This window comes from Streptosporangium sp. NPDC000239 (assembly GCF_040300765.1).
Taxonomy (GTDB): Bacteria; Actinomycetota; Actinomycetes; order Streptosporangiales; family Streptosporangiaceae; genus Streptosporangium.
On the sequence record NZ_JBEPEI010000002.1, the window covers coordinates 511,691 to 535,640 of the forward strand.

The 23,950-nt window shown below is 71.0% G+C and carries 29 protein-coding genes; 10 read left to right on the plus strand and 19 right to left on the minus strand.

Annotated elements, in window-relative coordinates; genetic code table 11:
• Positions 1 to 14: 14 nt before the first annotated feature.
• From ABT340_RS07795 to ABT340_RS07855, 13 genes are all read right to left on the minus strand, one after another.
• The gene (locus ABT340_RS07795) at positions 15 to 1,145 is read right to left on the minus strand and encodes an acyl-CoA dehydrogenase family protein (protein WP_352009894.1); all 1,131 of its coding nucleotides are present in this window, start codon (positions 1,143 to 1,145) and stop codon (positions 15 to 17) included.
• A gap of 6 nt (positions 1,146 to 1,151) precedes the next feature.
• A complete protein-coding gene (locus ABT340_RS07800; protein WP_352009895.1) occupies positions 1,152 to 1,829 on the minus strand; it encodes a hypothetical protein in 678 nt (225 codons plus the stop codon).
• Positions 1,830 to 1,920: 91 nt separating this feature from the next.
• Positions 1,921 to 2,451, minus strand: coding sequence for a hypothetical protein (locus ABT340_RS07805; protein WP_352009896.1), 531 nt, complete (start codon positions 2,449 to 2,451; stop codon positions 1,921 to 1,923).
• The gene (locus tag ABT340_RS07810; RefSeq protein ID WP_352009897.1) at positions 2,448 to 2,957 is read right to left on the minus strand and encodes a nuclear transport factor 2 family protein; all 510 of its coding nucleotides are present in this window, start codon (positions 2,955 to 2,957) and stop codon (positions 2,448 to 2,450) included. Before ABT340_RS07810 ends, ABT340_RS07805 begins: the two co-directional genes overlap by 4 nt.
• Positions 2,958 to 3,036: 79 nt before the next feature.
• Positions 3,037 to 4,023 carry a 3-hydroxyacyl-CoA dehydrogenase NAD-binding domain-containing protein gene (locus ABT340_RS07815; protein ID WP_352009898.1) on the minus strand — a complete coding sequence of 329 codons (987 nt, stop codon included), beginning with the start codon at positions 4,021 to 4,023 and terminating at the stop codon, positions 3,037 to 3,039.
• 32 nt (positions 4,024 to 4,055) lie between these two features.
• Positions 4,056 to 5,453 carry an NDP-hexose 2,3-dehydratase family protein gene (locus ABT340_RS07820; RefSeq protein WP_352009899.1) on the minus strand — a complete coding sequence of 466 codons (1,398 nt, stop codon included), beginning with the start codon at positions 5,451 to 5,453 and terminating at the stop codon, positions 4,056 to 4,058.
• On the minus strand, positions 5,450 to 6,445 hold the full coding sequence (rfbB, locus tag ABT340_RS07825; RefSeq protein WP_352009900.1) for a dTDP-glucose 4,6-dehydratase: 996 nt from the start codon (positions 6,443 to 6,445) through the stop codon (positions 5,450 to 5,452). The genes ABT340_RS07820 and rfbB overlap by 4 nt, the downstream gene beginning before the upstream one ends.
• Positions 6,442 to 7,506, minus strand: coding sequence for a glucose-1-phosphate thymidylyltransferase (locus tag ABT340_RS07830; protein WP_352009901.1), 1,065 nt, complete (start codon positions 7,504 to 7,506; stop codon positions 6,442 to 6,444). Before ABT340_RS07830 ends, rfbB begins: the two co-directional genes overlap by 4 nt.
• A gap of 46 nt (positions 7,507 to 7,552) precedes the next feature.
• Entirely contained in the window at positions 7,553 to 8,308 is a 756-nt protein-coding gene (locus tag ABT340_RS07835; protein ID WP_352009902.1) for an SDR family NAD(P)-dependent oxidoreductase, read from the minus strand.
• A gap of 17 nt (positions 8,309 to 8,325) precedes the next feature.
• The gene (locus tag ABT340_RS07840) at positions 8,326 to 8,940 is read right to left on the minus strand and encodes a dTDP-4-dehydrorhamnose 3,5-epimerase family protein (RefSeq protein WP_352009903.1); all 615 of its coding nucleotides are present in this window, start codon (positions 8,938 to 8,940) and stop codon (positions 8,326 to 8,328) included.
• Between the two features lie 5 nt (positions 8,941 to 8,945).
• On the minus strand, positions 8,946 to 9,689 hold the full coding sequence (locus ABT340_RS07845; protein WP_352009904.1) for a class I SAM-dependent DNA methyltransferase: 744 nt from the start codon (positions 9,687 to 9,689) through the stop codon (positions 8,946 to 8,948).
• Between the two features lie 25 nt (positions 9,690 to 9,714).
• Positions 9,715 to 10,836 carry a DegT/DnrJ/EryC1/StrS family aminotransferase gene (locus tag ABT340_RS07850; RefSeq protein ID WP_352009905.1) on the minus strand — a complete coding sequence of 374 codons (1,122 nt, stop codon included), beginning with the start codon at positions 10,834 to 10,836 and terminating at the stop codon, positions 9,715 to 9,717.
• Between the two features lie 26 nt (positions 10,837 to 10,862).
• The gene (locus tag ABT340_RS07855; protein ID WP_352009906.1) at positions 10,863 to 11,621 is read right to left on the minus strand and encodes a phytanoyl-CoA dioxygenase family protein; all 759 of its coding nucleotides are present in this window, start codon (positions 11,619 to 11,621) and stop codon (positions 10,863 to 10,865) included.
• A 219-nt stretch (positions 11,622 to 11,840) separates the two neighbouring features.
• Here ABT340_RS07855 and ABT340_RS07860 point away from each other — a divergent pair, with 219 nt between their 5' ends.
• From ABT340_RS07860 to ABT340_RS07875, 4 genes are all read left to right on the plus strand, one after another.
• A complete protein-coding gene (locus ABT340_RS07860) occupies positions 11,841 to 13,112 on the plus strand; it encodes a beta-ketoacyl-[acyl-carrier-protein] synthase family protein (protein WP_352009907.1) in 1,272 nt (423 codons plus the stop codon).
• Positions 13,109 to 14,365, plus strand: a complete 1,257-nt coding sequence (locus ABT340_RS07865; RefSeq protein WP_352009908.1) for a ketosynthase chain-length factor — start codon at positions 13,109 to 13,111, stop codon at positions 14,363 to 14,365. The genes ABT340_RS07860 and ABT340_RS07865 overlap by 4 nt, the downstream gene beginning before the upstream one ends.
• Positions 14,366 to 14,424: 59 nt before the next feature.
• Entirely contained in the window at positions 14,425 to 14,670 is a 246-nt protein-coding gene (locus ABT340_RS07870) for an acyl carrier protein (protein WP_352009909.1), read from the plus strand.
• A 114-nt stretch (positions 14,671 to 14,784) separates the two neighbouring features.
• Positions 14,785 to 15,726: an aromatase/cyclase gene (locus tag ABT340_RS07875; RefSeq protein ID WP_352009910.1), complete on the plus strand. Its 942-nt coding sequence runs from the start codon at positions 14,785 to 14,787 to the stop codon at positions 15,724 to 15,726.
• 195 nt (positions 15,727 to 15,921) lie between these two features.
• Here ABT340_RS07875 and fabG read toward each other — a convergent pair whose 3' ends face one another.
• Both fabG and ABT340_RS07885 read right to left on the minus strand, forming a co-directional pair.
• Positions 15,922 to 16,734: a 3-oxoacyl-ACP reductase FabG gene (gene fabG, locus ABT340_RS07880; RefSeq protein ID WP_352009911.1), complete on the minus strand. Its 813-nt coding sequence runs from the start codon at positions 16,732 to 16,734 to the stop codon at positions 15,922 to 15,924.
• A gap of 52 nt (positions 16,735 to 16,786) precedes the next feature.
• Positions 16,787 to 17,581: an AfsR/SARP family transcriptional regulator gene (locus ABT340_RS07885; protein WP_352009912.1), complete on the minus strand. Its 795-nt coding sequence runs from the start codon at positions 17,579 to 17,581 to the stop codon at positions 16,787 to 16,789.
• 788 nt (positions 17,582 to 18,369) lie between these two features.
• Between ABT340_RS07885 and ABT340_RS07890 the strand changes: the two genes are divergently transcribed.
• Positions 18,370 to 18,747, plus strand: a complete 378-nt coding sequence (locus ABT340_RS07890) for a DUF4267 domain-containing protein (RefSeq protein ID WP_352009913.1) — start codon at positions 18,370 to 18,372, stop codon at positions 18,745 to 18,747.
• Here the strand turns inward: ABT340_RS07890 and ABT340_RS07895 are convergent, their stop codons facing one another.
• Positions 18,748 to 19,689, minus strand: a complete 942-nt coding sequence (locus ABT340_RS07895; protein WP_352010171.1) for a GlxA family transcriptional regulator — start codon at positions 19,687 to 19,689, stop codon at positions 18,748 to 18,750.
• Positions 19,690 to 19,768: 79 nt separating this feature from the next.
• On the opposite strand from ABT340_RS07895, the gene ABT340_RS07900 reads away from it, so the two are divergent.
• The 3 genes from ABT340_RS07900 (at position 19,769) to ABT340_RS07910 (ending at position 20,837) form a co-directional block, all read left to right on the plus strand.
• On the plus strand, positions 19,769 to 20,098 hold the full coding sequence (locus tag ABT340_RS07900) for a cupin domain-containing protein (RefSeq protein WP_352009914.1): 330 nt from the start codon (positions 19,769 to 19,771) through the stop codon (positions 20,096 to 20,098).
• Positions 20,099 to 20,280: 182 nt separating this feature from the next.
• Positions 20,281 to 20,568, plus strand: a complete 288-nt coding sequence (locus ABT340_RS07905) for a type II toxin-antitoxin system Phd/YefM family antitoxin (RefSeq protein ID WP_352009915.1) — start codon at positions 20,281 to 20,283, stop codon at positions 20,566 to 20,568.
• Entirely contained in the window at positions 20,565 to 20,837 is a 273-nt protein-coding gene (locus ABT340_RS07910) for a type II toxin-antitoxin system RelE family toxin (RefSeq protein ID WP_352009916.1), read from the plus strand. The genes ABT340_RS07905 and ABT340_RS07910 overlap by 4 nt, the downstream gene beginning before the upstream one ends.
• Before the next feature lie 25 nt (positions 20,838 to 20,862).
• Here ABT340_RS07910 and ABT340_RS07915 read toward each other — a convergent pair whose 3' ends face one another.
• Complete coding sequence (locus ABT340_RS07915; protein WP_352009917.1) at positions 20,863 to 21,336, minus strand: DUF1203 domain-containing protein; 474 nt, start codon at positions 21,334 to 21,336, stop codon at positions 20,863 to 20,865.
• 49 nt (positions 21,337 to 21,385) lie between these two features.
• Positions 21,386 to 21,955 carry a TetR/AcrR family transcriptional regulator gene (locus tag ABT340_RS07920; protein WP_352009918.1) on the minus strand — a complete coding sequence of 190 codons (570 nt, stop codon included), beginning with the start codon at positions 21,953 to 21,955 and terminating at the stop codon, positions 21,386 to 21,388.
• 72 nt (positions 21,956 to 22,027) lie between these two features.
• Here ABT340_RS07920 and ABT340_RS07925 point away from each other — a divergent pair, with 72 nt between their 5' ends.
• Together ABT340_RS07925 and ABT340_RS07930 are read left to right on the plus strand one after the other, a co-directional pair.
• Positions 22,028 to 22,522, plus strand: coding sequence for an FBP domain-containing protein (locus tag ABT340_RS07925; RefSeq protein ID WP_352009919.1), 495 nt, complete (start codon positions 22,028 to 22,030; stop codon positions 22,520 to 22,522).
• Between the two features lie 171 nt (positions 22,523 to 22,693).
• Complete coding sequence (locus ABT340_RS07930) at positions 22,694 to 23,311, plus strand: phosphotransferase-like protein (protein ID WP_352009920.1); 618 nt, start codon at positions 22,694 to 22,696, stop codon at positions 23,309 to 23,311.
• Here ABT340_RS07930 and ABT340_RS07935 read toward each other — a convergent pair.
• A complete protein-coding gene (locus ABT340_RS07935; protein ID WP_352009921.1) occupies positions 23,291 to 23,911 on the minus strand; it encodes a DUF4386 domain-containing protein in 621 nt (206 codons plus the stop codon). The two genes, ABT340_RS07930 and ABT340_RS07935, sit on opposite strands and share 21 nt — an antisense overlap.
• Positions 23,912 to 23,950 lie beyond the last annotated feature (39 nt).

Here is a 23,950-nt window from a genome sequence, read left to right on the forward strand (position 1 = left end):
GTTCCTGTGGCCGGTCACCCCGCCGACGGCAGGGCGGACCGGCTCACGAACGCGCCCGCCACGGCGGGCAGCTGCAGCCCGGCGTGACCCGCGCCGGTGGTCACGTCGCGCCAGTGCCGTTGCAGCGGCTCGCTCTCCGACTGGCCCCTGCTCCCCGAACTGCGCAGCAGCCGGTCGGCGGCGGTCGCGAGCAGGTCGGCCGCCAGCGCGCAGTCACGCCCGTTGCGCGCGGTGAGCAGGGCGTCGACGGGCGCCTGGTCGGCGACCTCGGCGACCCGCCGCAGCAGCAGGGCCGCCGCGTCCACCTCGCCGTCCGCGCGGGCCAGGGTCAGCTCGTAGGAGCCCCTGCCGACCCCACCGGAGATCGCCCCGGCGGGCGCGAGCAGCTTGTCGCGCACCAGCTCCGACCAGCGCCGCAGCGCGCCGCGCGCGGCGCCGAGCAGCGGGGCGGTCAGGGTGAGCCCGTTGCCCGCCTTCATCGGCACCCGGTGGCAGACGGCCCGCGCGTCGGGGGCCTCACCGGCGAGCAGGTCGTCGAGCGCGACCGAACGGGCCTCGGGGACCTCGGTCTCGTCGAGGATCAGGGTGTTGCTCCCGGTCGCCCGCATGCCGCTGTTGAACCAGGTGTCGGCGACGCCGTACGCGGCGCGGGGGACCGCGAAGAACCTGGCCCCCCGCTCCGTTCTCGCGCACAGCAGCGCCCAGTCCGAGTGGGCGATCCCGCTGACGTACGGCCACTGGCCGCGTACCCGCCAGCCGCCGGAGACCCGCTCGGCCGTACCGGCCTGGACGAGGCCCCCCACGATCACGGCGTGGGGGCCCTCGGCCCAGACCTCCCGCCGCCCCTCCTCGGGGAGGTAGGCGGCCAGTCTGCCGGTGCCCGCCGTCAGGGACGCGAACCAGGCGGCGGACGCACAGCCCTCCCCCACCTGTGTCACGGCGGACAGCAACTCGGCGAAGCCTCCCGCCGCGCCGCCGTACCCGGCGGGCACGAAGTGCCTGACGAAGCCCGCGTGGACGATCGCCTCGACCACGTCGGGGGTGAGCTGTCTGTTCGCCTCGGCCTCCGCGGCACGCTTGGCGGCCACGGCGGCGGTCTCCCTGACGGCGTCAGGGGACAGGGAGGCGGGGGTGGCTTCCGGCATGTCGGATCACCCGATGGTGGTCGTGGTGAAGGTCACGGGGCTCGCCGGGTCCACGTAGTTCTCGAACGGGTCCCACTGACCGCTGACGGTCTGCTCGCGGTACCAGTAGAAGGCCGGGTCGGCGAAGCTGGAACCGCCGGGCGAGGTCGTGACCGTGCCCGTGGCACCCGCCCGGACCTTGACCACCAGGTCGGGCACGTCGAACTCGACCCCGCCCTGGAAGGTGCCGTTGCTGCGCAGGACCAGGTCGGAGCCGTTCCGCTCGACCCAGAAGTGGGCGCCGCCGAGGTTGCTGCCCCCTTCGAGGCGGTAGCGCAGGACGGTGGCGTCGCCGGAGACCCGGTAGGCGATCCGCAGGTCGGTCAGCGTCTTGTTGTGCGCGGGCACCGCGAAGATCGGCGCCGAGTCGAACCTGACACGGAAGTCGCCGCCGGGCTCGACCGTCGCGGGGGCGGTCACGGTGTAGTCGCGGGTGTAGCCCTCGATGGGGGTCCACACGCCGTCGATGCGGGTCCGCGAGATGTACGGAACCGTCACCGTCGCGGTGGTCCGCACGGCCCCCGTCGCTGTCCCCGTCGCCCCCGTCGTCGTGGTCTGCCGGGCCTCGGCCGGGGCGGTCAGGCCGGTCAGGGCCACGGCGGCGAGGCAGGCCGCGGCGGCGGTACGGAGGGTCCACTTGTTCATGCGTGTTTCCTTCGTTCGTTACCCATTGTTTTCCAGGAGGTTTTCCGGGTTTTTCGGCGTGAGCCGTCCCCGGCGTAGGAGAGACACGAGGTCAGGAGGAGATCAGGGTGGTGGTGAAGACCACCGGCGCGTCAACGGGGACGTAGCACTGGAAGGGGTCCCACTGGCCGTTGACCGCGTGCTCACGCGTCCACCCGAAGGCGGGCCGGTCGAACCCGGAGCCCCCCGGCGACGTGGTGACCGTGCCCGGCCCCTCCGCGCGCACCGTGACGACCAGGTCGGGCACCGCGACCTCGACCCCGCCCGCGATGGTCCCGCCGAAGCCGACCACCAGGTCGTCGTCCTGCCGCTCGGCGGTGAACTCCAGCCCGCCGGGGGTGTCGCCCCCGCGCAGCTCCCACTCCAGTACGGCCGCCTGGCCGGAGACCCGGTAGGCGATCCGCAGGTCGGTCAGCGTCCGGTTGAACGCGGGCAGGGCCAGGATCGGCGCGCTGGCGAAGACGACCGTGAACTCCTCTCCCGGCGCGACCCGTTCCGGAGCGGTCACCGTGAAGTCCCTGGAGTACTCGATCGGCGTCCACTCGCCGTCGATCCTGGTCCTGGCCAGGTACGGCACGCTCACCGCGACACCTCACCGTTCGCAGGGCCGTTCACTGGGCCGCCCGCCGCCGCGCCGACCGTGGTGGCCGGTTCCGGCTGCCAGTCGTGCTCGACCCATCGGGACCTGACCAGCAGGCCGCCGTCGGCGTCCTCGACCAGCACGTCGTGGACCACGCAGCTCGGCGCGATCTCCGGCTGCCTGACCCCGGGGCGGGTCGCGACGACGAGCACGTAGAAGGTGGCGTGGATCTCGCCGCCGGAGCCCGGTTCCACGCGCAGCATGTTGAACCAGTGGCGCCGCTGCACGGGGTCGCCGGCGAAGCGCTCCCGGTGGAAGGCCTTCAGCTCCTCGGCGATGCCCGCGCGGGTCCTGGCCGCGGGCCGTCCCGGCGTGTGCCGGAACTCGCCGTCCTCGGTGAAGGTCTCGGCGTAGGCGTCGAATTCACCACCGTCGAGCGCGTGCATCTGGGTGGCGTGGAACTGCTGTATCCGCGCGTACAAATCCGGTGGGGCCGTAACTTCTCTCATCTGGCGGACTCCTTTCGAGAAGTCCTCATAATGCTAGAAAGAGGCGCTCGAATGACACTTGAGAAACATGGTCGGCCGCTCATCCGGACTCCGCCACGGTGCCGCGAGCCCCGTTCAGTTGCCGGATATTTCCGGATTCAACACGAGCAAGGGCATCAAGGATGGCATTCTGCCTAATGTCCCTTTTCGTGGAGAGTTCCGGGTAATTCCCCACGCCGTAGACCCGTTCCGCCTCCGAGCTCAGCAGCTCGATCGTCTCCTCCGTCAGCTCGGGACTGCCGAGTTCCCGCCAGCTCGCCTCAAGTCCCCGGCCCAGGTGCCCGAGCCAGCGGCGCAGACCTCCCTCGCCGCCCCCCAGGTGGAAGGCCTGGAACGGCCCGACCGTCGCCCACCGCAGGCCGATCGAGTTGACCACGACACTGTCCAGCTCCTCCATCGTGACCACGCCCTCGCGGACCAGGTGGATGCTCTCCCGCAGCAGCGCCGTCTGCAGCCGGTTGGCCACGAACCGGGGCACCGGCCTGCGCAGCGCGATCGGGACCTTGCCGACCGAGCGGTAGAAGGCGATCGTCTCCTCGATCGCCTCCGGGGTGGTGCGCGTGCCGCCGACCACCTCGACCAGCGGCACCACGTGCGGCGGGTTGAAGGGATGACCGACCACCAGCCTGCCCTGGTCCGGGACCCGCTCGCCGAAGTCGTCGGGCACCAGCGTCGAGGTCGAGGACAGCAGCAGCGCCCCGGACGGGGCCGCGCCCGCGATCACCCCGAACAGCTCCCGCTTCAGCGCCGGGTCCTCCGGGGCGTTCTCCTGCACCACGTCGGCGCCGGAGACCGCCCGCGCCACGTCGGGTTCGAAACGCAGCCCGGCCAGCAGCTCCTCCGGGTCACGCCCGCCGCCGGGCAGCGTCGGCGCGAAGGTCCGCAGCCCCTCCTCGACGACCCGCCGGGCGTCGGGGCGCCTGCTGTTGACGGTGACGTCCAGCCCGTGCGCCGCGAACAACGTGATCCAGCCCAGCCCGATCGTGCCCGCGCCGATGACCGTCACGGCGCCTGGTCGCGTTCCCATCCGTTCCGTCCTTCCTGTCGGGCTTGTCGGGCTCACCAGCCGACCGCGCCGGTGTTGAGGCAGGCGAGCAGGGAGCGCGCCTGGACGTTGACGTAGTGCGGGTGCCGCGCCAGGAAGCGCAGCTGCCCCGGGGTGACCCAGCGGAAGCCGGGCGGCGGGTCGAGCGGCGCGTCCGCCTCGTCCACGTCCACCACCAGGTAGCGGCCCTCCGCGTTGAGGAACCTGCCGCCCTCCTCCGAGTGGATCGCCCGGTAGCGGACGCTCTCCGGCCTGGCGGTCAGCACCAGGTCCAGGAAGGGCGGCCGGTCGGCGCCGCTCAGGTGGGCGTAGTTCTCCGGGGTGTACTGGACGGTCGGGGCCAGCTCGATCGTGTCGCGCAGTCCCGCCTCCGCCTTGGCGTGCACCAGGACGTGCGGGACCCCGCCGATGCGCCTGGTCAGGAAGGCCGTGACGGCCAGGCCGTGCGGTTCGAGCAGCGGCTGGGTCCAGCGGGTCACCTCGCGGTTGCCCGCCGCGACGGAGACCGCGACGATGCTGAAGTAACGGCCCGCGTCGTGGTCGATGGACCAGGGGCCGCGCCGCCAGTCGTTCACCTCGGTCAGCGGCGTCAGCTCCACCCGCATCTCCCGCCTGGCCCGCTCCGCGGTGAACCAGGACAGCAGCTCGGTGTCGCTGTGCAGCGCGCCCGCCTCGTCGGAGCCGATCGGCGCGCAGGCCAGGACCGTACGGGCGTCCATGTTGACGACGTTGTCCCGGCGCAGCAGCTCCCCGATCTGCCCGAGCGTCAGCCAGCGGAAGTCGTCGCCGATCGGGACGTCCTCGTCCACCTCGACGATCATGTTGCGGTTGATCTTCTGGTGGAACCACGAGCCCTGCTCCGACTGGAGCACGTCGGCCAGGACCCGTCCCCTGGTGGGATCGACGAAGTACTCCAGGTAACGCACCTCGGAGCCCCGGTGCACCTTGGTGTAGTTGCTCCGGGTGGCCTGGACGGTCGGCGACAGTTGCAGCAGGTTGGGGTTGCCCGGCTCCATCTTCGCCTGCATCAGCAGGTGCGGAACCCCGTCGAACTCCTTGAGCAGCAGGCCGAGGATGCCGACCTCGGGCTGTCTGATGATCGGCTGGTCCCAGCTCAGGACGGGCCCCTGGTCGGCCGTGACACGCAGCCCCTCGACGGTGAAGAACTTGCCGCTGTGGTGGGCCAGCCTCGCGCCGTCCTCGACGAAGTCCCACTGGTCGAGTCTGGCGAACGGGATGCGTTCGACGACGAAGCGGTGGGCCAGGGCGCGTTCGGCCAGCCAGTCCGTGACCTGCGCGGTGCTCAGCTGCCAGCCCGCCGTCGTCTCCGCCAGCGAGCGCGCGAGCCGTTCGGCCAGTCCGGCGTCCTCCCTGGCGCGCAGCCTCGGCAGGTCGAACAGCCCGGCCGTCATGCCCCCACCCCCGCCGCCGTCCGCAGGGCGTGTTTGACCGGCCCCCACCAGCCGGGGTTGTCCCGGTACCAGGCGACCGTCTCGGCCAGCCCCCGCTCGAACGGTACGGCGGGCCGGTAGCCGAGTCGTTCACGGATCTTGGTGTCGTCGAGGGAGTAGCGCCGGTCGTGCCCCTTGCGGTCGGCCACGGGACGGATCACCGAGCGGTCGGCGCCGAGCAGCGCGATCAGTCGTTCGGTGACGGCGATGTTGGTCTGCTCGCTGCCGCCGCCGATGTTGTAGACCTCACCCGCGTTCCCCCGGGTCAGGACGAGCTGGACGCCCCGGCAGTGGTCGTCGACGTGCAGCCAGTCGCGGACGTTGAGGCCGTCGCCGTACAGGGGCAGCGACTCGCCTTCGAGCAGGTTGGTGACGAACAGCGGGATCATCTTCTCGGGGTGCTGGTGGGGGCCGTAGTTGTTGGAGCAGCGGGTGATCGAGACGTCGAGCCCGTAGGTGCGCCAGTAGGAGCGGACGAACAGTTCGGCCGCCGCCTTCGAGGCCGCGTAGGGGGAGTTGGGCAGCGGCGGGCACTCCTCGTGCCAGGAGCCCTCCTCGATGGAGCCGTACACCTCGTCCGTCGAGACGTGCACCACCCGCTCGACCCCGGCCGCGAGGCAGGCCTCCAGCAGCGTCTGGGTGCCGCCCACGTTGACGTGCGCGAACTCGGCGGCGTTCCTGAGGGAGCGGTCGACGTGCGTCTCGGCGGCGAAGTGGACGACCGCGTCGTGCCCGGGCAGCAGGTCGAGCAGCAGCGGCAGGTCGCAGACGTCGCCGTGCACGAATTCGAGGCGGGGGTGCCCGATCGGCAGGTTCGCGATGTTGCCGGCGTAGCTGAGCTTGTCGAGCACGGTGACCCGGACGTCGTGGAAGCCTGGGTAGCCGTCGTCGAGAACGGTGCGCGCGTAGTGTGAGCCGATGAAACCGGCGCCGCCGGTGACCAGCAGTCTCATGCCGCCGTCTCGATTCTGGCCTCGTCGCCGACCACGAGCCGTAACACGCCGTCCGGCGGACGCCCCCCGACGACCGTGCCGCGCCCGATGACGGAGTCACGCAGCCCCGCCACGCCTGTCAGGCGGGCCCCGTCCATCACGACCGAGTCCCGCAGCCGGGTGCCGCTGATCACGCACCCCCTGCCGACGGTCGTGCCGGGGCCGATCTCGCTGTCCTCGACCACGCTGTCGCCGCCGATGAGCGCCGGGCCCTCGATGCGGGACCGTACGACACGGGCGCCCGCCTCGACGACCACCGGGCCGGTGACGCCGCTGGCCGCGTCGATCGAGCCGTCGAGACGCGGGGGCAGGCCGCCGAGCAGCCGCCGGTTGCAGTCGAGGACGTCCTCGACCCGGCCCACGTCCCGCCAGTAACCGGGGTACTCGGCGGCCGTGACCTCGGCCCCGTCGTCGACCAGCCACTGGATCGCGTCGGTGATCTCCAGCTCGCCCCTGGCGCTCGGCCGGATGGCGGCGACGGCCCGGTGGACGGCGGCGGTGAAGAAGTAGACGCCGATCAGGGCGAGGTCGCTGCGGGGCCTTCGCGGTTTCTCGACCACCCGCTCAAGCCTGCCGTCGGGGCCGAACTCGGCCACTCCGAACGACTGCGGATCGGCGACCTTGCGTACCACCACGTGTGCGGCGGGCCGGTTCGCGGTGAAGCGCGCCGCGGGCTCGGCGACCCCCTCGGGCAGCATGTTGTCCCCGAGGTACATCACGAAGTCGTCCTCCCCGAGGAACGGCCTGGCGATCGTGACGCAGTGCGCCAGGCCGAGCGGCTCGTCCTGCGGGATGTAGGTCACGCTCATCCCCAGCCCGCCGCCGTCACCGATCGCCTCGCGGATCTGCCGTTCCCCGGCGCCGACGACGATCCCGGCCTCGGTGACGCCGACGGCCCTGAGGTTGTCCAGGACGTGTTCGAGAACCGGTCTGTTGACGATGGGGATGAGCTGTTTTGGCATGGAGTAGCTGAAAGGGCGCAGGCGGGTTCCCGTCCCGCCTGCCAGCACCAGAGCCTTCACGGCGGAGTCCTCTCTGGACGATCTCGACGATCGCGGCGCCGGGCCGCTATGTGCTCTCCCGTTGCCGCTGGAACCCGTTGACGACCTCAAGCCAGCGCTCGTGGTCGGTGACGCGCTCGGCGGCCTGGTCGGCGACCTCGGGATGCGGAAGGATCAGGAACCGCTCCTCGGCGATCCCCTTGAGCAGCGCGTCGGCGACCTCCTCCGGGCCGATGGCGGTGGAGGTGAGCGTCAACCCGCTCGAACTCGCGGCCCTGCGCGTCTCGGTGCGGACGCCGCGGGGGCAGACGGCGTGCACGCTGACGCCGCGGTGCCGGTAGGTCAGTGACAGCCACTCGGCGAAGGCCAGCGCCGCGTGCTTGGACACCGCGTACGGCGCCGCCCCGACCATGGTGAGCAGTCCCGCCGAGGAGACGACGGAGACGAAACGCCCCTGCCCCCGTTCGAGCCAGCCGGGCAGCAGGTCCCGCGCGGCCCGCACGTGGGCCATCACGTTGACCTGCCAGGCGCTCTCCCAGTCCTCCTCGGGCGCCTCGGGACCACCGGCCCGTACGGCTCCCGCGTTGGCGCAGTAGACGTCGATCCGCCCGCCGAGCAGGCGCAGGGCCTCGGGCACCAGGCCCCGCTCCGCGTCGCCGGGCAGGGCGATCCCGCCGATCTCCCCGGCCACCTCCTCGGCGCGCTCAGGGTGGCGGTCGTTGACGACGACCCGGGCGCCCTCCTCGGCGAACCGCCTGGCCAGCGCGGCCCCGATGCCGCGTCCCGCGCCGGTGACCACGACCGCCGCCTCTCGCAGGCCCATGCCGTACGGCTCCTCTCTCACGCGCCGTGCCCGGCGGCCCGCAGGCCGTCCAGGGCCCGGCTCGCGGCGTAGTCCGGCAGGATCCCGGCGCGTTCCGCCTCGGCGAGCGTGGGAGCCCGCCGGTCGCGCTCGGACAGGATCAGGTCCAGGTCGCGCGGCAGCGGCAGCCCCAGGGCCGGGTCGAGCGGCGAGACCGCCAGCTCGTTCTCCGCGACGTATCCCGTGGACAGCAGGTAGGAGACGGCCGTGTCGTCCTCAAGCGCGACGAACAGGTGCCCGACGCCGACCGGGAGGTAGACCGACCTGAAGTCCCGCTGGTCGAGGACCACGCTGTCCCACACGCCGTAGGTCGGCGACCCCACCCGGGTGTCGAGGACCACGTCCAGGGCGACGCCCCCGGCGCAGTAGGCGTACTTCGCCATGCCGGGGGGTGTGGCGGTGAAGTGGACGCCGCGGACCACCCCGCGCCGCGACCGGCTGTGGCTGGCCTGCGCCACCGAGAACAGCGGGCGCCCGACCGCCCTGACGAACGGTTCCTCCTGGTAGGGCGACAGGAAGAAGCCCCGTTCGTCCCCGAACACCTCGGGGGTCAGCTCGTAGGCCCCCTCGACCTTCAGCTCGCGGACGCGCATCCCGCTCACCCGGCGCCCAGGACGCCGACGTACAGGCCGGGCCCCGCCCAGTCGTGCTCGACGAACTCCGCGGCGAAGCCCGCGCGGGTGAAGGCGTCGAGATACTCCCGCCGGGAGAACAGCGACATGACGTGGACGTCGGAGTGGTGGCTGATCCCCGTCTCCGGGTGGGCGGCCGTCCAGTGCACCTCCATCCGGCTGGCGGCTCCCTCCCGCTGCCACGTCGAGTGGGAGACCCGGGAGACCGTCAGGCCGCCGACCTTCACCACGTCCCCCTGGACGTGCCCGGGGAGGAAGTTCTCCGGCGCCCACCAGGGTTCGACGACCACGACGCCACCCGGGTTGAGGTGCCTGGCGAAGCTCTCCAGCGTCGCGGTCAGCTCACCGACGTCGGCCAGGTAGCCGACCGAGCTGAACATGCAGGTCACCGCGTCGTAGGTGACGCCGAGGTCGAACTTGCGCATGTCGCCCTGCCACAGGGGCACCCCGGGGACCCGGTCGCGGGCCCTGGCGAGCATCCGCTCGGACAGGTCGACCCCGGCGACCTCGCCGAACGTCCCGGCGAAGTGACGCAGGTGCGAGCCGGTCCCGCAGGCGACGTCGAGCAGGCTCCGCGCGCCGGGGTTGCGCTCGCGGATCAGCGCCGAGGTGACCGCGGCCTCCCGCTCGTAGTCCTTGCCCCTGCCCTCGTAGACCACCTCGTAGAGGTCGGCCCTGTCGTAGGCCCCGAGGACCTCGCTCTCGTTCATCTGACGCCCTCCAACGGGTCGGCTCCTACAGCGTGGACAGCACTTCGCGCAGCGCGGCGATCACCTTGTCCTGCAGCTCCTCCGACAGCGCCGGGTACATCGGCAGGGAGAAGATCTCCTTGGCCAGCCGTTCCGTCACCGGCAGCGACCCGGCGCCGTAGCCCAGGTGGGAGAAGCCGGTCATCGTGTGCACCGGCCAGGGGTAGCTGATGTTCAGGGAGATCCCGTACGACTTGAGCCGCTCGATGATCCGGTCCCGTTCCGGGTGGCGGACCACGTACACGTAGTAGACGTGCTCGTTGCCCGGCGCCGTGGACGGCAGCAGCAGCCCGCCGGGGCCGGTGAGGTCGCCGAGCGCCTCCTCGTACCGCCTGGCGACCGCCTGACGTGCGGCGATGTAGGAGTCGAGTCTGCGGAGCTTGCGGCGCAGGATCTCGGCCTGCACCTCGTCGAGCCGGGAGTTGTGCCCGGGGGTCTGCACGACGTAGTAGACCTTCTCCATGCCGTAGTAGCGCAGCCGCCGCAGGTTCTGCTCGATCTCGTCGTCGGAGGTGGCCACCGCCCCCGCGTCGCCGTACGCGCCGAGCACCTTGGTCGGGTAGAAGGAGAAGGCCGCGGCGTCCCCGAGCGTCCCGGCCAGCCTGCCGTGGTGACGGGCGCCGTGCGACTGGGCGCAGTCCTCAAGGATCTTCAGCCCGTGCTCGTCAGCCAGGGCGCGCAGCGGCGCGAAGTCCACGCACTGGCCGTACAGGTGCACCGGCAGCAGCGCCTTGGTCCGCGGGGTGATCGCGGCGGCCACCTGGGCGGTGTCCATGAGGAAGTCCTCCTCGCGGACGTCCACGAAGACGGGCCTGGCCCCCGCCCCGTCGATGGCGACCACGGTGGGGGCCGCGGTGTTGGACACCGTGACGACCTCGTCGCCGGGGCCGACCCCGAGCGCCTCAAGCCCCAGCTTGACGGCGTTCGTCCCGTTGTCCACGCCGACGCTGTGCCTGAGCCCGTGGTAGGCGGCGAACTCCTCCTCGAAACCCTTGACGCTGGGCCCCAGGATCAGCTGGCCGGAACGGAAGACCGTGTCCACGGCGTCGAGGATGTCCTCGCGCTCGTTGTCGTACTCCGCCAGGTAGCTCCAGACGTAGGTGCTCATGAACGTGCTCCCGGTCCTTCCGGTGGTCAGCTGTGGGCTCCGATGAGGGGGAAGACGCGGTCGTCGTCGAGCGGCTGGCCGGGCAGCAGCCCGCCCAGGTCGTCGGGGACGAGGTCGCTCGGCTCGTAGACGGCTTCGGCGTCCATGTAGACGGTGGCCAGCGAGACCCTGACCTCGTCGGTGTCGTTGCGGCCCGCCAGGTGCAGGACCCGCTCGTGGTGGAAGGTGACGTCCCCGGCCCGGACCGGGACGGTGACCCGCGGCTCCCAGACCAGGTTCACCGGGCAGCGGAAGGGGTCCTGGTCCCCGGAGTCGTCCCGCTCGTGCGGGACCAGGTGCGAGCCGGGGATGTAGCTCATGCAGCCCCGCTCGACCGGGACGTCGGTCAGCGCCACCCAGGCGGTCAGGCCGATGGACCGGCCGGCGAACGGGATGGCCGGGGCGTCGGCGTGCAGCGGGGTCAGGGCCGACCCCGCGGTGCCCTTGCGCAGGAGCTCCGACTTGAACAGCCGCAGCGGGCCTCCCGCCAGCCGTTCGGCGACGGCGGTCACCCGGGGGTGCAGCGCCAGGCCGCGCAGTTCCTCACTGACACGGTCGACGTGGGGGACCCAGTCCATGACCCGCCCGTCGGCCCGGTCCCAGTTCACCTTCTCCGCCTCGTCGAGACGGAGAAGGGAGACCGCCAGGAGGCTCTCCACCTCCTGCGGCGTCAGTACGCCGGGGATTCGGATGAACCCCTCCCGCCGATAACGCTCAACCACTTCGTCGGAGACGAGGTCGGGCATGTGCCTGCTCCTTCCCGTGTGCCCCGCGGCGCCCTCGTGGACGCCGGGAACGATCGGACGGCGCGAGTGTCTCCGACACGACTCGAAGCGCGGTCGAGCCTTCCTCCATCGGGTCCCCGAGCCGATTTCGAGCTGTGCTCAAGGCGGCTGACCCATGCTGCTGCTGGCTCCGCGATCGACGGACGCCCGCACACGGGTACACAGCCTGGAGGTACGCCGATGGAAAGTTCAGCCAGAGGCCGGCGCGTCGTCATGACGGGGATGGGCGTCCGCACTCCCGGCGGGGCAGGCACCAAGGAGTTCTGGGACCTGCTCACCTCGGGGAGGACGGCCACCCGCCGGATCTCCTTCTTCGACGCCTCACCCTTCCGCTCGCAGGTCGCGGCCGAGGCCGCCTTCGACCCCGTCGCCGAGGGCCTGACCCCCCGGCAGATCCGCAGGATGGACCGGGCGACGCAGTTCGCCGTCGCCTGCACCCGGGACGCGGTCGCCGACAGCGGACTCGACTTCGACGCGCTCGACCCCTACCGGGTCGGGGTGAGCCTGGGCAGCGCGGTCGCCTCGGCGACCAGCCTGGAGAAGGAGTACCTCGTCATGTCGGACGCGGGCAGGAACTGGCTCGTCGACCCCGCCTACCTGTCGCCGCACATGTTCGACTACCTGAGCCCGGGGGCGATGCCCGCCGAGGTCGCCTGGACGGTCGGGGCGCAGGGGCCGGTGACGATGGTCTCCGACGGGTGCACCTCCGGCATCGACGCGGTCGGCCACGCCGTACGGCTCATCCGGGAGGGCAGCGCCGACATCATGATCGCCGGGGCGACGGACACCCCGATCTCGCCGATCGTCGTCGCCTGCTTCGACGCGATCAAGGCGAGCACACCGCGCAACGACGACCCCGAGCACGCCTCCCGGCCCTTCGACCGGACCCGTGACGGCTTCGTCCTCGCCGAGGGGGCCGCCGTGTTCGTCCTTGAGGAGTACGAGGCGGCGCGGGCCAGGGGCGCGCACATCTACGCCGAACTCGGCGCCTCGGCGACCCGGTGCAACGCCCACCACATGACGGGCCTGACCAGGCACGGCCGGGAGATGGCCGAGGCGATCAGGAACGCGCTCGACGACGCGCGGGCCGACGCCACCGACATCGACTACGTCAACGCCCACGGCTCGGGCACCCAGCAGAACGACCGGCACGAGACCGCCGCCTTCAAACTGGCGCTCGGCTCCCACGCCTACCGGGTGCCGGTCAGCTCCATCAAGTCGATGGTCGGCCACTCGCTCGGCGCGATCGGCGCCATCGAGATCGCCGCCTGCGCGCTGGCCATCGAGTACGACGTCGTGCCGCCGACCGCCAACCTCCACGAACCCGACCCCGCCTGCGATCTGGACTACGTGCCGCTGACCGCCAGGGAGCTGCCGGTGCGCACCGTGCTCACGGTCGGCAGCGGCTTCGGCGGCTTCCAGAGCGCCATGGTCCTGCGAGCCGTCGCGTGAGCGGCCCGGCCGTACGGCCCGCGCTGGCCGGGCACGTTCCCACGGTCGTCACGGGCGTCGGCGTGGCCGCGCCCAACGGCCTGGGCACCGAGGAGTACTGGCGGAACGTGCTCGAAGGCCGCAGCGGCATCACGGAGATGACCAGGTTCGACACCTCCGGCTACCCGTTCAAACTGGCCGGGCAGATCACCGGGTTCGTCGCCGAGGACCACCTGCCCGCCAGGCTGCTGCCGCAGACCGACGTCTCGACCCGGCTGGCGCTGGCCACCGCCGACTGGGCGCTCGCCGACGCCGCCGTCGAACCCGGTGACGGGGAGAACTACGACATGGGGGTGATCACCTCCAACGCCACCGGCGGGTTCGAGTTCACCCACAGGGAGTTCCGCAAGCTGTGGGACCAGGGGCCGTCCTACGTCAGCGTCTACGAGTCCTTCGCCTGGTTCTACGCGGTCAACACCGGCCAGATCTCCATCCGCAACGGGCTGCGCGGCCCCGGTGCCGCCCTGGTCGGCGAGCAGGCGGGCGGGCTGGACGCGCTGGGGCACGCCTGCCGTACGGTGCGGGAGGGCACCGGCCTGGTGATCAGCGGAGGGGTCGACTCCGCGCTCGACCCGTGGGGGTACCTCTCCCAGTTCGCGGGCGGCCTGGTCAGCGCGGAGTCCGACCCGCGCCGCGCCTACCTGCCCTTCGACGCCGCGGCCGGCGGCTACGTGCCCGGCGAGGGCGGGGCCGTACTGGTCGTGGAGTCCGCCGAGGCCGCCGAACGCCGGGGAGCGCCGCGGATCTACGGTGAGATCGCCGGATACGCGGCGGCCTTCGACCCGCCTCCCGGCTCCGACCGGCCGCCCGCGCTGCGCCACACCGCCGAGCAGGCCATCGCCCGCGCCGGTCTGCGGCCCGGTGACATCGACGTGGTCTTCGCCGACGCCGCGGGCGTGCCGCGCCTCGACCTGGCCGAGGCCCAGGCCATCAGCGGCCTGTTCGGCCCGGGGGCGGTGCCGGTGACCGCGCCCAAGGCCCTGACCGGACGGCTCTACGCGGGCGGCGGCCCGCTGGACGTCGTGACCGCCCTGCTGTCCATCAGGGACGGGGTGATCCCGCCGACCGCGCACACCAGCGACGTCCCCGGCTCCTACGGCATCGACCTCGTCGTCGGGGAGCCGCGTGCCCTGCCGGTCTCGACCGCGCTCGTCGTGGCCCGTGGCAGGCACGGCTTCAACGCGGCCGTCGTGGTACGCGCCTGGACGAACTGATCCCGTTCCCAGCCCGAACCACGCCGTGGAAGACGGCGTGGTGTGAAAGGAGCACGACCATGTCCGCACTGAGCATCGACGACCTGCGCCGCGTCCTGGTGGAGTGCGCCGGGGAGGCCGAGGGAGCCGAGTTCGACGGCGACGGCCGGACGTTCGAGGAGCTGGGATACGACTCCCTCGCCCTGATCGAGACCGCCGCCAGGCTCAAGCAGCGCTACGGCATCGACCTCGACGACGGCGACGTCATGGCGGCCGAGACCCCGGCCGCGCTGCTGTCCCTGGCCAACGCGGCGGCCCGCTCCTGAGACCTCCCCGACCCTCCCGGGTCTCGGCGCCTTCCCAGGACTTCCTCGGACTTTCCAAGCGTGGCGCCCTCCCGGGACGGGACCTTCCCCGACGTGACATCGAAAGGCCAGTAGATGAGCACACACCGCACCGAGCACACGCTCACGGTCGACGCCCCGGCCCGCGTGCTGTACGACCTGGTCTCCGACGCCGGGACCTGGCCCGCCGTCTTCGGGCCCAGCGTGTACGTCCGGCACCTGGAACGCGACGCGAACCGGGAGCGCTTCCGCATCTGGGCCGTGGTGAACGACGAGGTGCGGAGCTGGACCTCGCGCAGGGAGCTGGACCCGCAGGGGCTCTCGGTCACCTTCCGGCAGGAGCACAGCAGGCCCCCGCTCTCCTCGATGGGAGGCGGCTGGCGCTTCCGCGAGCTTCCCGGCGGCCGGACCGAGATCGTCCTTGAGCACGTCTTCGAGACCGACGGCACGCCGGAGGCCCTCACCTGGGTCACCGCCGCGCTCGACCGCAACAGTCCCGAGGAACTGGCCGCCCTCGCCCGGATCGCCACCCTGGCACCGCGCCCACAGGACGTGGTCGTCTCCTTCACCGACACCGTCGAGGTGCCGGGGACCGCCGCCGAGGCCTACGACTTCATCCACCGCGCCGACCTGTGGGAGCGGCGGCTGCCGCACGTCGAACGGGTCAGCCTGCGTGAGGACGCGCAGGGCGCGCAGGTGCTGGAGATGAGCACCCGTACGGCGGACGGCGCGGCGCACGAGACCCGTTCGATCCGGATCTGCGAGCCGGGGGCCTGGATCGCCTACAAACAGCAGCTCACCCCGGCCCTGCTGCTCGGCCACAGCGGGCTGTGGACGTTCACCGACGGCACCGGCGGCACCGGCGGCGCGGTCGTGACCTCCCGGCACACCGCGGTGATCTCGCCGGAGGCGGTGCCCGCCGTCCTCGGGCCGGGCCGTACGCTCGCCGACGCCCGGGAGTACGTCCGTACGGCGCTGAGCCGCAACAGCCTGGCCACTCTGGAGGCGGCCGCCGCCCAGGCCAGGGCCGCCCGGTGACACCCCGATGACATGACGCCGCCCCGGAGCCGAGCGGGCTCCGGGGCGGCACCGTCTGTCTGGCGCTGTCTGTCTGGCACTGTCCGTCTGGCACTGTCCGTCTAGGGCGATCGCGCCGTGGCGATCCCGTCCTGGACGGCCCCGCCCTTGAGCGGCGCCGCCCCTCCTCGTCAGGTCAGGCCCGGCCGGGAGCCGTCAGTAGTTGCCCAGGCCGCCGCAGACGTTGAGGGCCTGGGCGGTCACGGCCTGGGCGTCGTCGTCGACGAGGTAGTCCACCATGGCCGCCACCTCCTTCGGCTCCACGTAACGCCCGATCGGGACGCGGGTGGTGATGCGGCTCTTGGTCTCCTCCTCGTCCACCCCCCAGATCGCGGCGTAGTGCTTGCGCACCCGCTCGGCCATGGGCGTCTCGACGAACCCGGGACAGACCGCGTTGACGGTGATGCCGGTCCTGGCCAGTTCGAGGCCGAGCGCCTTGGTGAAACCGACCACACCGTGCTTGGAGGCCGAGTACGGCGCGGCGTGTACCACCCCCTGCTTGCCGCCCGTCGAGGCGATGTTGATGATGCGGCCCCGGCCCGCCGCCAGCATCCCGCCCGCGTTCAGCACCTCCTTCGTCATCAGGAACACGCTGTTGAGGTTGGTGTTGATGACGTCGAACCAGAGGTCGTCGTCGAGTTCGGCGGTGGCTCCGCCCCCGCTGCGCCCGGCGTTGTTGACCAGGATGTCGACGGGGCCGTACCGCTCCCTGGCCGTGCGCACGAACGCGCGGATCTCCTCGGGCCTGGAGACGTCACAGGTCGTGCCGTCCACCTCGTACCCCTGCTCACGCAGGGACTTGACGGTCGCGGCGACGTCCTCGGCCCCGCGGGCGCAGACGAAGACCGCGGCGCCACGGCGGGCGAGCCGTTCGGCGATCTCCCGCCCGATCCCGCTGGTCGCCCCGGTGACGAGGGCGACGGGACGCGCGGGACGGTCGGTCGGCGTGATGTCGGTCGTGTCGGTCAACTCGGCTCCCTCGCTTCGGCGAACACCTCACGTGCAGAGTGCCGCAGCGCGCTCAAACCCTGGTCGAGAAGCTCTCGGGGAGGCCGACGCCGTACGGCCTGGGCCGGATGCCTCCGCCGTCGGTGACCAGGTCGAGGGTCGGGTCCCCGGCGAGCATCGCCAGGTGCAGGCGGCGCAGGCGGGCCGACGGTTCGATGCCGAGCTCCTCGACGAGCTTGGCCCGCAGCCGGTGGAACTCCTCAAGCGCCCGTGACACGTTGCCCGTGCGGTACAGCGCCAGCATGAGCTGGGAACGGAAGCCCTCGTGCATGGGGTGCTCGGCGACCAGGACACTCAGCTCGGGGAGCAGCGCGGCCTGTCTGCCCAGTTGCAGGGCGGCGTCGATCCGCTGTTCGAGCACGCTCATCCGCAGGTGTTCCATGCTCATGACCTCGCGTTGCAGGATTCTGCCGTGCGGGACGTCCACCAGGGCCGGCCCCCGCCACAGCCGCAGGGCCCGTTCGAGCGTGGCCAGTGCCCGGGGGTCACCCGCCTCGTGCGCGGCGATGCCCGCGGTGGCCTGCGCCTCGAACTCCTCGGCGTCGGAGAGCCCCGGGCCGCGTTTGAGCATGTAGCCGCCGAAACAGGTGACAAGAAGCTCCTTGGGGGAACGTCCCGACTCCCTGGGCTGCGCGGCGGCGATCTTGTTACGCAACTGGAGCACGTAGGTCTGCAGGGTCGTGGAGGCGCTGCGCGGTATGCGGTCCCCCCAGAGTTCCTCCATCAGGGTGGACACCTGGACCACCCGTTCCCCGCGCAGCGCGAGAAGGGAGAGGACCTGCCGTGGCTTGCCCGCGCTCGGCACCACGGAGATTCCGCCTTCACTGATTCTCAGCGGACCAAGGACACTGATATCCAACAGATAACCCCCTCTTCTATTTACAGGTACTTTACATCTGACGTCTTCAACTCCCTGTCCAGCACCCTCAGAGCCTTACACACATCCATCTGTGAAACCATGTGACCACATCATGATCTTGACCGTGAAAAATACACGATGATTCATTCCCGTGTCCCCCACACTACGGAACGACACACCTCACAGCGTTAACTTCGGCGTAACACGCAGGCCACACGCTCTTCTTCCACCCCTCCTCCCGGCATCCGATCCGCCTATTAGACAGGACGGACGAAGGCGTATCACTCTCCGTCGCCCATCGACTCCGGACCGAAGGAATTCTTTTCAAGAATATGTCAACCATTGCCACGCGAATAATCCGGAGACATCGGCGGGGAAGCGCCAGCCGCTCTTTTCAATGAGCTTCGGGAACGTTCCCTCCACCGGGAACACCGCCACACCCACGGCTCGCCACCCCTTTCCCGAGGCGCCACAACCGCCCGCTCCCCCTCCGGGAACGCCCTCCGAAGCGCCGCCCCCTCCGAGGCCGTCGCCTCCCGCATGACTCGCCCCGTTCCCCAGGAGCCGTCGCCTTCCCGGGAACCCCGCCATCACCCCCCACACAACTCGTCCCCGTTTCCCGGAGGCCGTCGCCGTCCGCCCTCCAGGAGCACCCCACCCCATTTCTAGCGCCGCTAGATTTCCTGCCTAAGGCATGCTAGCTTCACTCCTGTTCCTAGCGTTGCTAGCAAAGAGAGATGCTCATGCTCACCCCCGTCGCCTACGGGCTGGCCGTACTCCTCGATCTCCTCATCGCCTTCATCGGCCTCAGGTTCCTCCTGACGCCGGGCCCCGCCGCCGCCGGTTACGGCGTCCCCGCCAAGGAGAACGGCGACGCCGCCTACCTGACCATCAAGGGGCTGCGCGACCTGACCTACGGCCTCCTCGGCCTGGCCCTGTTGGCCTTCGCCGGCGCCAGGGCCGAGGCGTGGTTCATGCTCGTCGTCGCGATCGTCCCGTTCGTGGACACGGTCATCGTCCTACGCCACGGCGGCACCAAGGCCGTCGCCTTCGGCATCCACTTCGCCACCGCCGTAACCGTCCTCCTCAGCGCCGCCCTGCTGTTCATGGTCTGATCACCGCGACCGGGCCCGGAACGCTCGGCGGTAGGCGCCCGGGGTCGTGCCCAGGGCCGTGAGGAACCGCCTGCGGAGGTTGGTCGAGGAGGAGAGGCCGGCCCGGCGGGCGACGGCCTCCAGCGGGAGGTCGGAGGACTCCAGCAGGTCCTGGGCGACGGCGATCCGCTGGGCGAGCAGCCACTGTCCCGGGCTCGTGCCGAGCTGGTCGGTGAACCGCCGGGCGAGGGTGCGCGCCGAGAGCCCCGCCCACCCGGCCATGTCCTCGACGGTCACCGGTTCGTCGAGCCTCCCGGCGGCCCACTCCAGCAACGGCGCGAGCGTGCCGTCGATCTGCTCGGGGTGCGGCGGCGCCGAGTACTGCAGTTGCCCGCCCTCACGGTGCGGCGGCATGACCATGGTCCTGGCGATGTGCGCGGCGTACCGGGCCCCCTGGTCGCCACGGACCAGGTGCACGCACAGGTCGAACCCGGCCCCCGCCCCGGCGCTGGTGGCCACGTCGCCGTGGTCCACGTACAGCACGTCCGGGTCCAACCGGACATGCGGGAAGCGTCTGGCGAACTCCCCCGCCAACGCCCAGTGGGTGGTCGCCTGCCGTCCGTCGAGCAGACCCGCGTACGCCAGCGCGAAGGCGCCGGAGCAGATGCTGACCACCCGCGCGCCACGGGAGTGCGCGCGACGCAGCGCCCGGACGACCTCGGAAGACGGCGGCTCCTCGACGGGCAGCCAGCCCGGGACGACCACGGTGTCCGCATGGTCGAGTGCCTCCAGCCCGTCGTTCACGAGCATGTCGTACCCGGCGAGCGTCGGGATCGGGCCGGGCCGCTCCGCGCACACGCCGAAGGCGTACCTGACGGGAAGGCCCGGCCGTTCGACCCCGAACACCTGGGCCGCGCAGGCGAGTTCGAAGGTCGACTGCCCGGGGCGGACGAGCGCCGTCATCCGATGCATGGCAAGAAAGTACCGTACAACGTCATTCCTGACACTCGGCAGGGAGACGGCCGACCACCAGGCTGGCCCCATGACGACAGAGCAGACAGAGCGGTATGTGTGGTCCACCGTCCAGGACGCCCCGGTTCGTGAGCTCTTCCCCGGCATCCGCCTGCACTCCCTGTGGAAGGGGGGCGACGGCGCCAAGGCCTACGTGCTCCAGATGGACCCGAACACGTCCTGGCAGGGGATCGACGTCCACGACCCGGGCCCCGAGGAGGTCTTCGTGGTCTCCGGGGTCTTCAACGACGGCGACCGGGATTACCCCGCTGGCACCTTCATCCACGCCCCCGCGGGCTCCTCCCACGTCCCCCGGACGACCGTCGGCTGCACCCTCTTCCTCTTCTACCCGGAGGGCTGAACCCTTCCGCCAGAGGTCTGAGCCCCAGGTCACACGGCGCCATCCCACGAAAACCACGTCGGGCGCCGAACCGTGTTCCCCGGACCCGATCCCCAGGGGCTCCAGGTCACGTGGACGTCGCCCAGGGAGGGCAATGGCCGAGAATCTGGCCGCCATATCGGCCAAGCAGATATCATGGACGTATGGAGATCATCCCGATCAGTGAGGCCAAGGATCGGCTGACCGAACTGGCCGACCGGGCCGCTCGCGAGCATGACCACTTCACCCTGACCCGGAACGGGCGGCCACACGCCGTGATCGTGTCCGTGGCCGAGTGGGAGTCCCTCCAGGAGACCCTGGAAATCCTCGCCGACCCACAGATGCGCGCCGACCTGGTCGAGGCGGCGTCCGCCGAGGCCCGCGGCGATGTGACCACCGAGGAGGAGATGGCCGCCATCATGGCGAACCGTCTTGGCAGGGCCAGCGCGTGAGCGACCGCTACACCGTCCTCCTGGCCCCTCCCGCACGACGTGCCCTGACGGCGAGTCTGCCCGAGACAGTGGCGGTCGCGGCCTGGGAGTTGATCACCGGCGCGCTCGCCAAAGAACCGTGGCGCGTCGGCAAACCCCTCCAGGAGCCATATGAGGGACTCCACGTCGCCCGACGCGGGACCTACCGGGTGATCTACCGCATCGATGAGGACAAGCACACGGTGACGGTTCAGGTCGTCAAACACCGCCGGGATTCATACCACACCTGACATCGTCACCGTGTGCGGTCTGTCCTCAGCCGCGCCGTACCTCGAAGTGGAAGCAGCCGAACTCGATCGCGCGGACGTGGACCACCGCCGTCTCCGGGTCCTCGAACACCTCCCGCAGCGCCGTGTCCGGGTCCTCGCCGGCGGCCAGGTAGCGTCCCCCCAGGATGTGCCCGTCCGCGGCGTAGGCCCGGAGCATCCGGTGCGACTCGTGCCCCGCGGGCCAGCCGTCGGACCCGGCGCCGGGACAGCCGCCGGCGTGCACGAAGATCGGCCCCTGCTCGTCGTAGGCGCCCGGGTCCACTCCCCGTTCCGCCGCCCACCGGCGCAGCGGCGCGTACGACAGCAGCGCGACCCTCTCCCCCGCTCCCGCCCTGGTCAGGCAGCAGCGCAGCGGAGCGCCCTCCCGCTCGGTCGACACCCGGGGCGGGCGGCCCGCGTCGTCACCCTCCAGCAACTCCTTCACGACCTGGGCGTCGATCGCCCGAATCTCATATCCCATGCCGCCATCGTCGTACCGCCCGCACCCGGGCACCGGCGCTCCTCGGACCTCACATTTGCGACGGCCAGTTCCGCAGGAGGACGTCGAGGGCGTCCAGGTTTCTGGCCCAGGACTCGTCGATCGCCTTCGAGTGGCTGAACCCGCCCGCCGTCTCCAGGCTGACGTACCCGTGGAAGAAGCCGTGCAGCAGCCGTACGGCGTCCGTCTGGGCGGGTTCCGGCAGGTGGTAGCCGCGGAGCAGCGCCCGCGTCATCGTCGAGTGCCGGGTGGCCGCCTCGGCGGAGGCGTTCTCCGGGTCCAGTTCGAAGCGCGCCGCGGCGTATCTCCCAGGATGTTCCCTGGCGTAGTCGCGGTAGGCGTTGGCGAAGGCCACCAGCGCGTCCTTGCCCGAACGCCCGGTCAGCGCGGCGGCGGCCCGGTCGGCCAACTCGGTCAGCGCGAGGATCGCCACCCTCGTCCTGAGGTCGCGCACGTTCTTGACGTGGGAGTACAGGCCCGCGTCCGTGACGCCGAATCCCCGCGCGAGCGCCGAGACGGTCACGTTCTCGAAGCCGATCTCGTCGGCCAGGTCCGCCGCCGCCCGCGTCAGCCGTTCGACGGTCACTCCCGCGCGCGCCATACGCCTCCCTCTCACAACTTAGATGAATTAACCATTTGCCTAGAGTTCCTAGGAAAGGATAGCGTCCCAACCATGAGACCGGTTACCGAGCGCGACATCCGCGCGGCCTTCGTCAACTGCACCAAGGGAGAGGCGAAGCGGCTGGCCGTACCCCGGGATCTGGCCACGCGGCCCTGGGACGACCTGGACTTCCTCGGCTGGCGCGACCCCGCCTCACCGGAGCGGGCCTACATGGTCGCCGAGTCCGGCGACGGCCTCGTGGCGATCGCCCTGCGCCAGGCCGCCCCCCACGCCGGTCATGTACGGCGCAGCATGTGCTCGCTGTGCCTGACCGTGCACCCCGGGGACGGCGTGAGCCTGCTGACCGCCCGCAGGGCGGGAAAGACCGGGCAGCAGGGCAACTCCGTCGGCGCCTACATCTGCACCGACCTGGCCTGTTCCCTCTACCTCCGCGGCAAGAAGGAAGCCGCCCCCGGCGCCCGCCTCCACGAGTCCCTGACCCTGGAGGAACTGATAACCCGCACCGCCACCAACCTCACGAACTTCCTGAACAAGGTCGTCGAGTAGTCCCGCACGACCACCGGAAAGAGGTTCGTGTCGCTCGGCAACGCGTGTGGCGAAGTTCCGGCGACCGGCCGTACGGTCATCCGAAGGCGGCACCGCATGTCTCGCGGTCGCCCCGGTGGATCTTGCCCGTCTACGATGATCGAGTTCGGCGATCACCAGGGGAAAGGTGACATGGCGCAGGATCCGGATCACGCCTCCGTTCCCGGAACCCCGGCCGGCGGCAGGGTCATTCTGCTCAACGGCACGTCCAGTTCCGGCAAGAGCAGCATCGCCGGGGAACTGCTCGACGTCCTGGACGGGACGTGGTTCCACATGCCGGTTGACGCCTTTCACGCGATGCGGTGCAAGCGTGAGATAGCCGAGGAGGACCTGCAGGCCGAGGTCGACCGCACCGTGAAGGGCTTCCACCGCGCCGTCGCCGGTATGGCCGCGGCGGGGAACAACCTTGTGGTCGACCATCCGCTCAGCCGGCGCTGGCGGTTGCTGGACCTTCTCGATGTGCTCGTGCCCGAGAACACGGTGCTGGTGGCGGTGCGCTGCCCGCTGCCCGAACTGGAGCGCCGTGAGGCCGAACGTGGCGACCGGCAACCCGGGCTGGCGGCTCTGCAGTACCACCGGGTCCATTCCCACGAACTGCATGACATCGACGTCGACACGAGCGTCCACAGCCCGCGGGAATGCGCCGTCCGGATCAGCGACGCACTGCCGGACCTGCCGCGCCCGACCGCCTTCGAGACGCTCAGGCGAACGCTGCGACGGCCAGGCCGATCACCCCGGAAGCACCGGTAGGGCCCGGGCCTTCTCGGCCTCGGCCTCCTCGGACTCGGCGGGAAATCCCTTCACCGTCAGCAGCACTCCCAGGCCTACTTCGAAAAGGCCGCCGGGAACCGAAAGGGCCGTGCCGACGCCGTACCCGAGGATTTCGAGAATCGCACCCACCGCGAAAACGGCGTAGCCCACCGTCCCCCACACCGCCATGAATCCGGGCACGAGTTTCGCCCGGAACAGAACGCGGCAGAACAGCAGGCTCCCAAGGCCCAGGGAGACCATGGCGATCTGGTAGGCGTAAAGGTTCCCCTGCCGCAGGACGGCGGCCAACGACGGGGAAAGGGAGGTGTCCCGCGCGAGGGGGACCAGCAGAAGCAGGAAGACGATCCCGACGGCCAGCATCACCGCCTCGACGACCCTGGAGACCAGGTAGGCGTGGGCGGAGAGTTCGTGGTGGCGTTTCAGGACGGGGAACATCAGCACTCCGATGCCGGCGACGGCGACGGAGTTGACCAGCATCAACAGTGCTCCCGCCGACGTCCGCATCTGGTCGGCGGCGGCACCGGTCAGGGCGTTGCCGGGGATGTACACGACGAACGCGAGCAGAAAAAGAGCACCCACGGCTCGTCCCGTTGCTCTGGCTGACATCTCTTCCCTCTT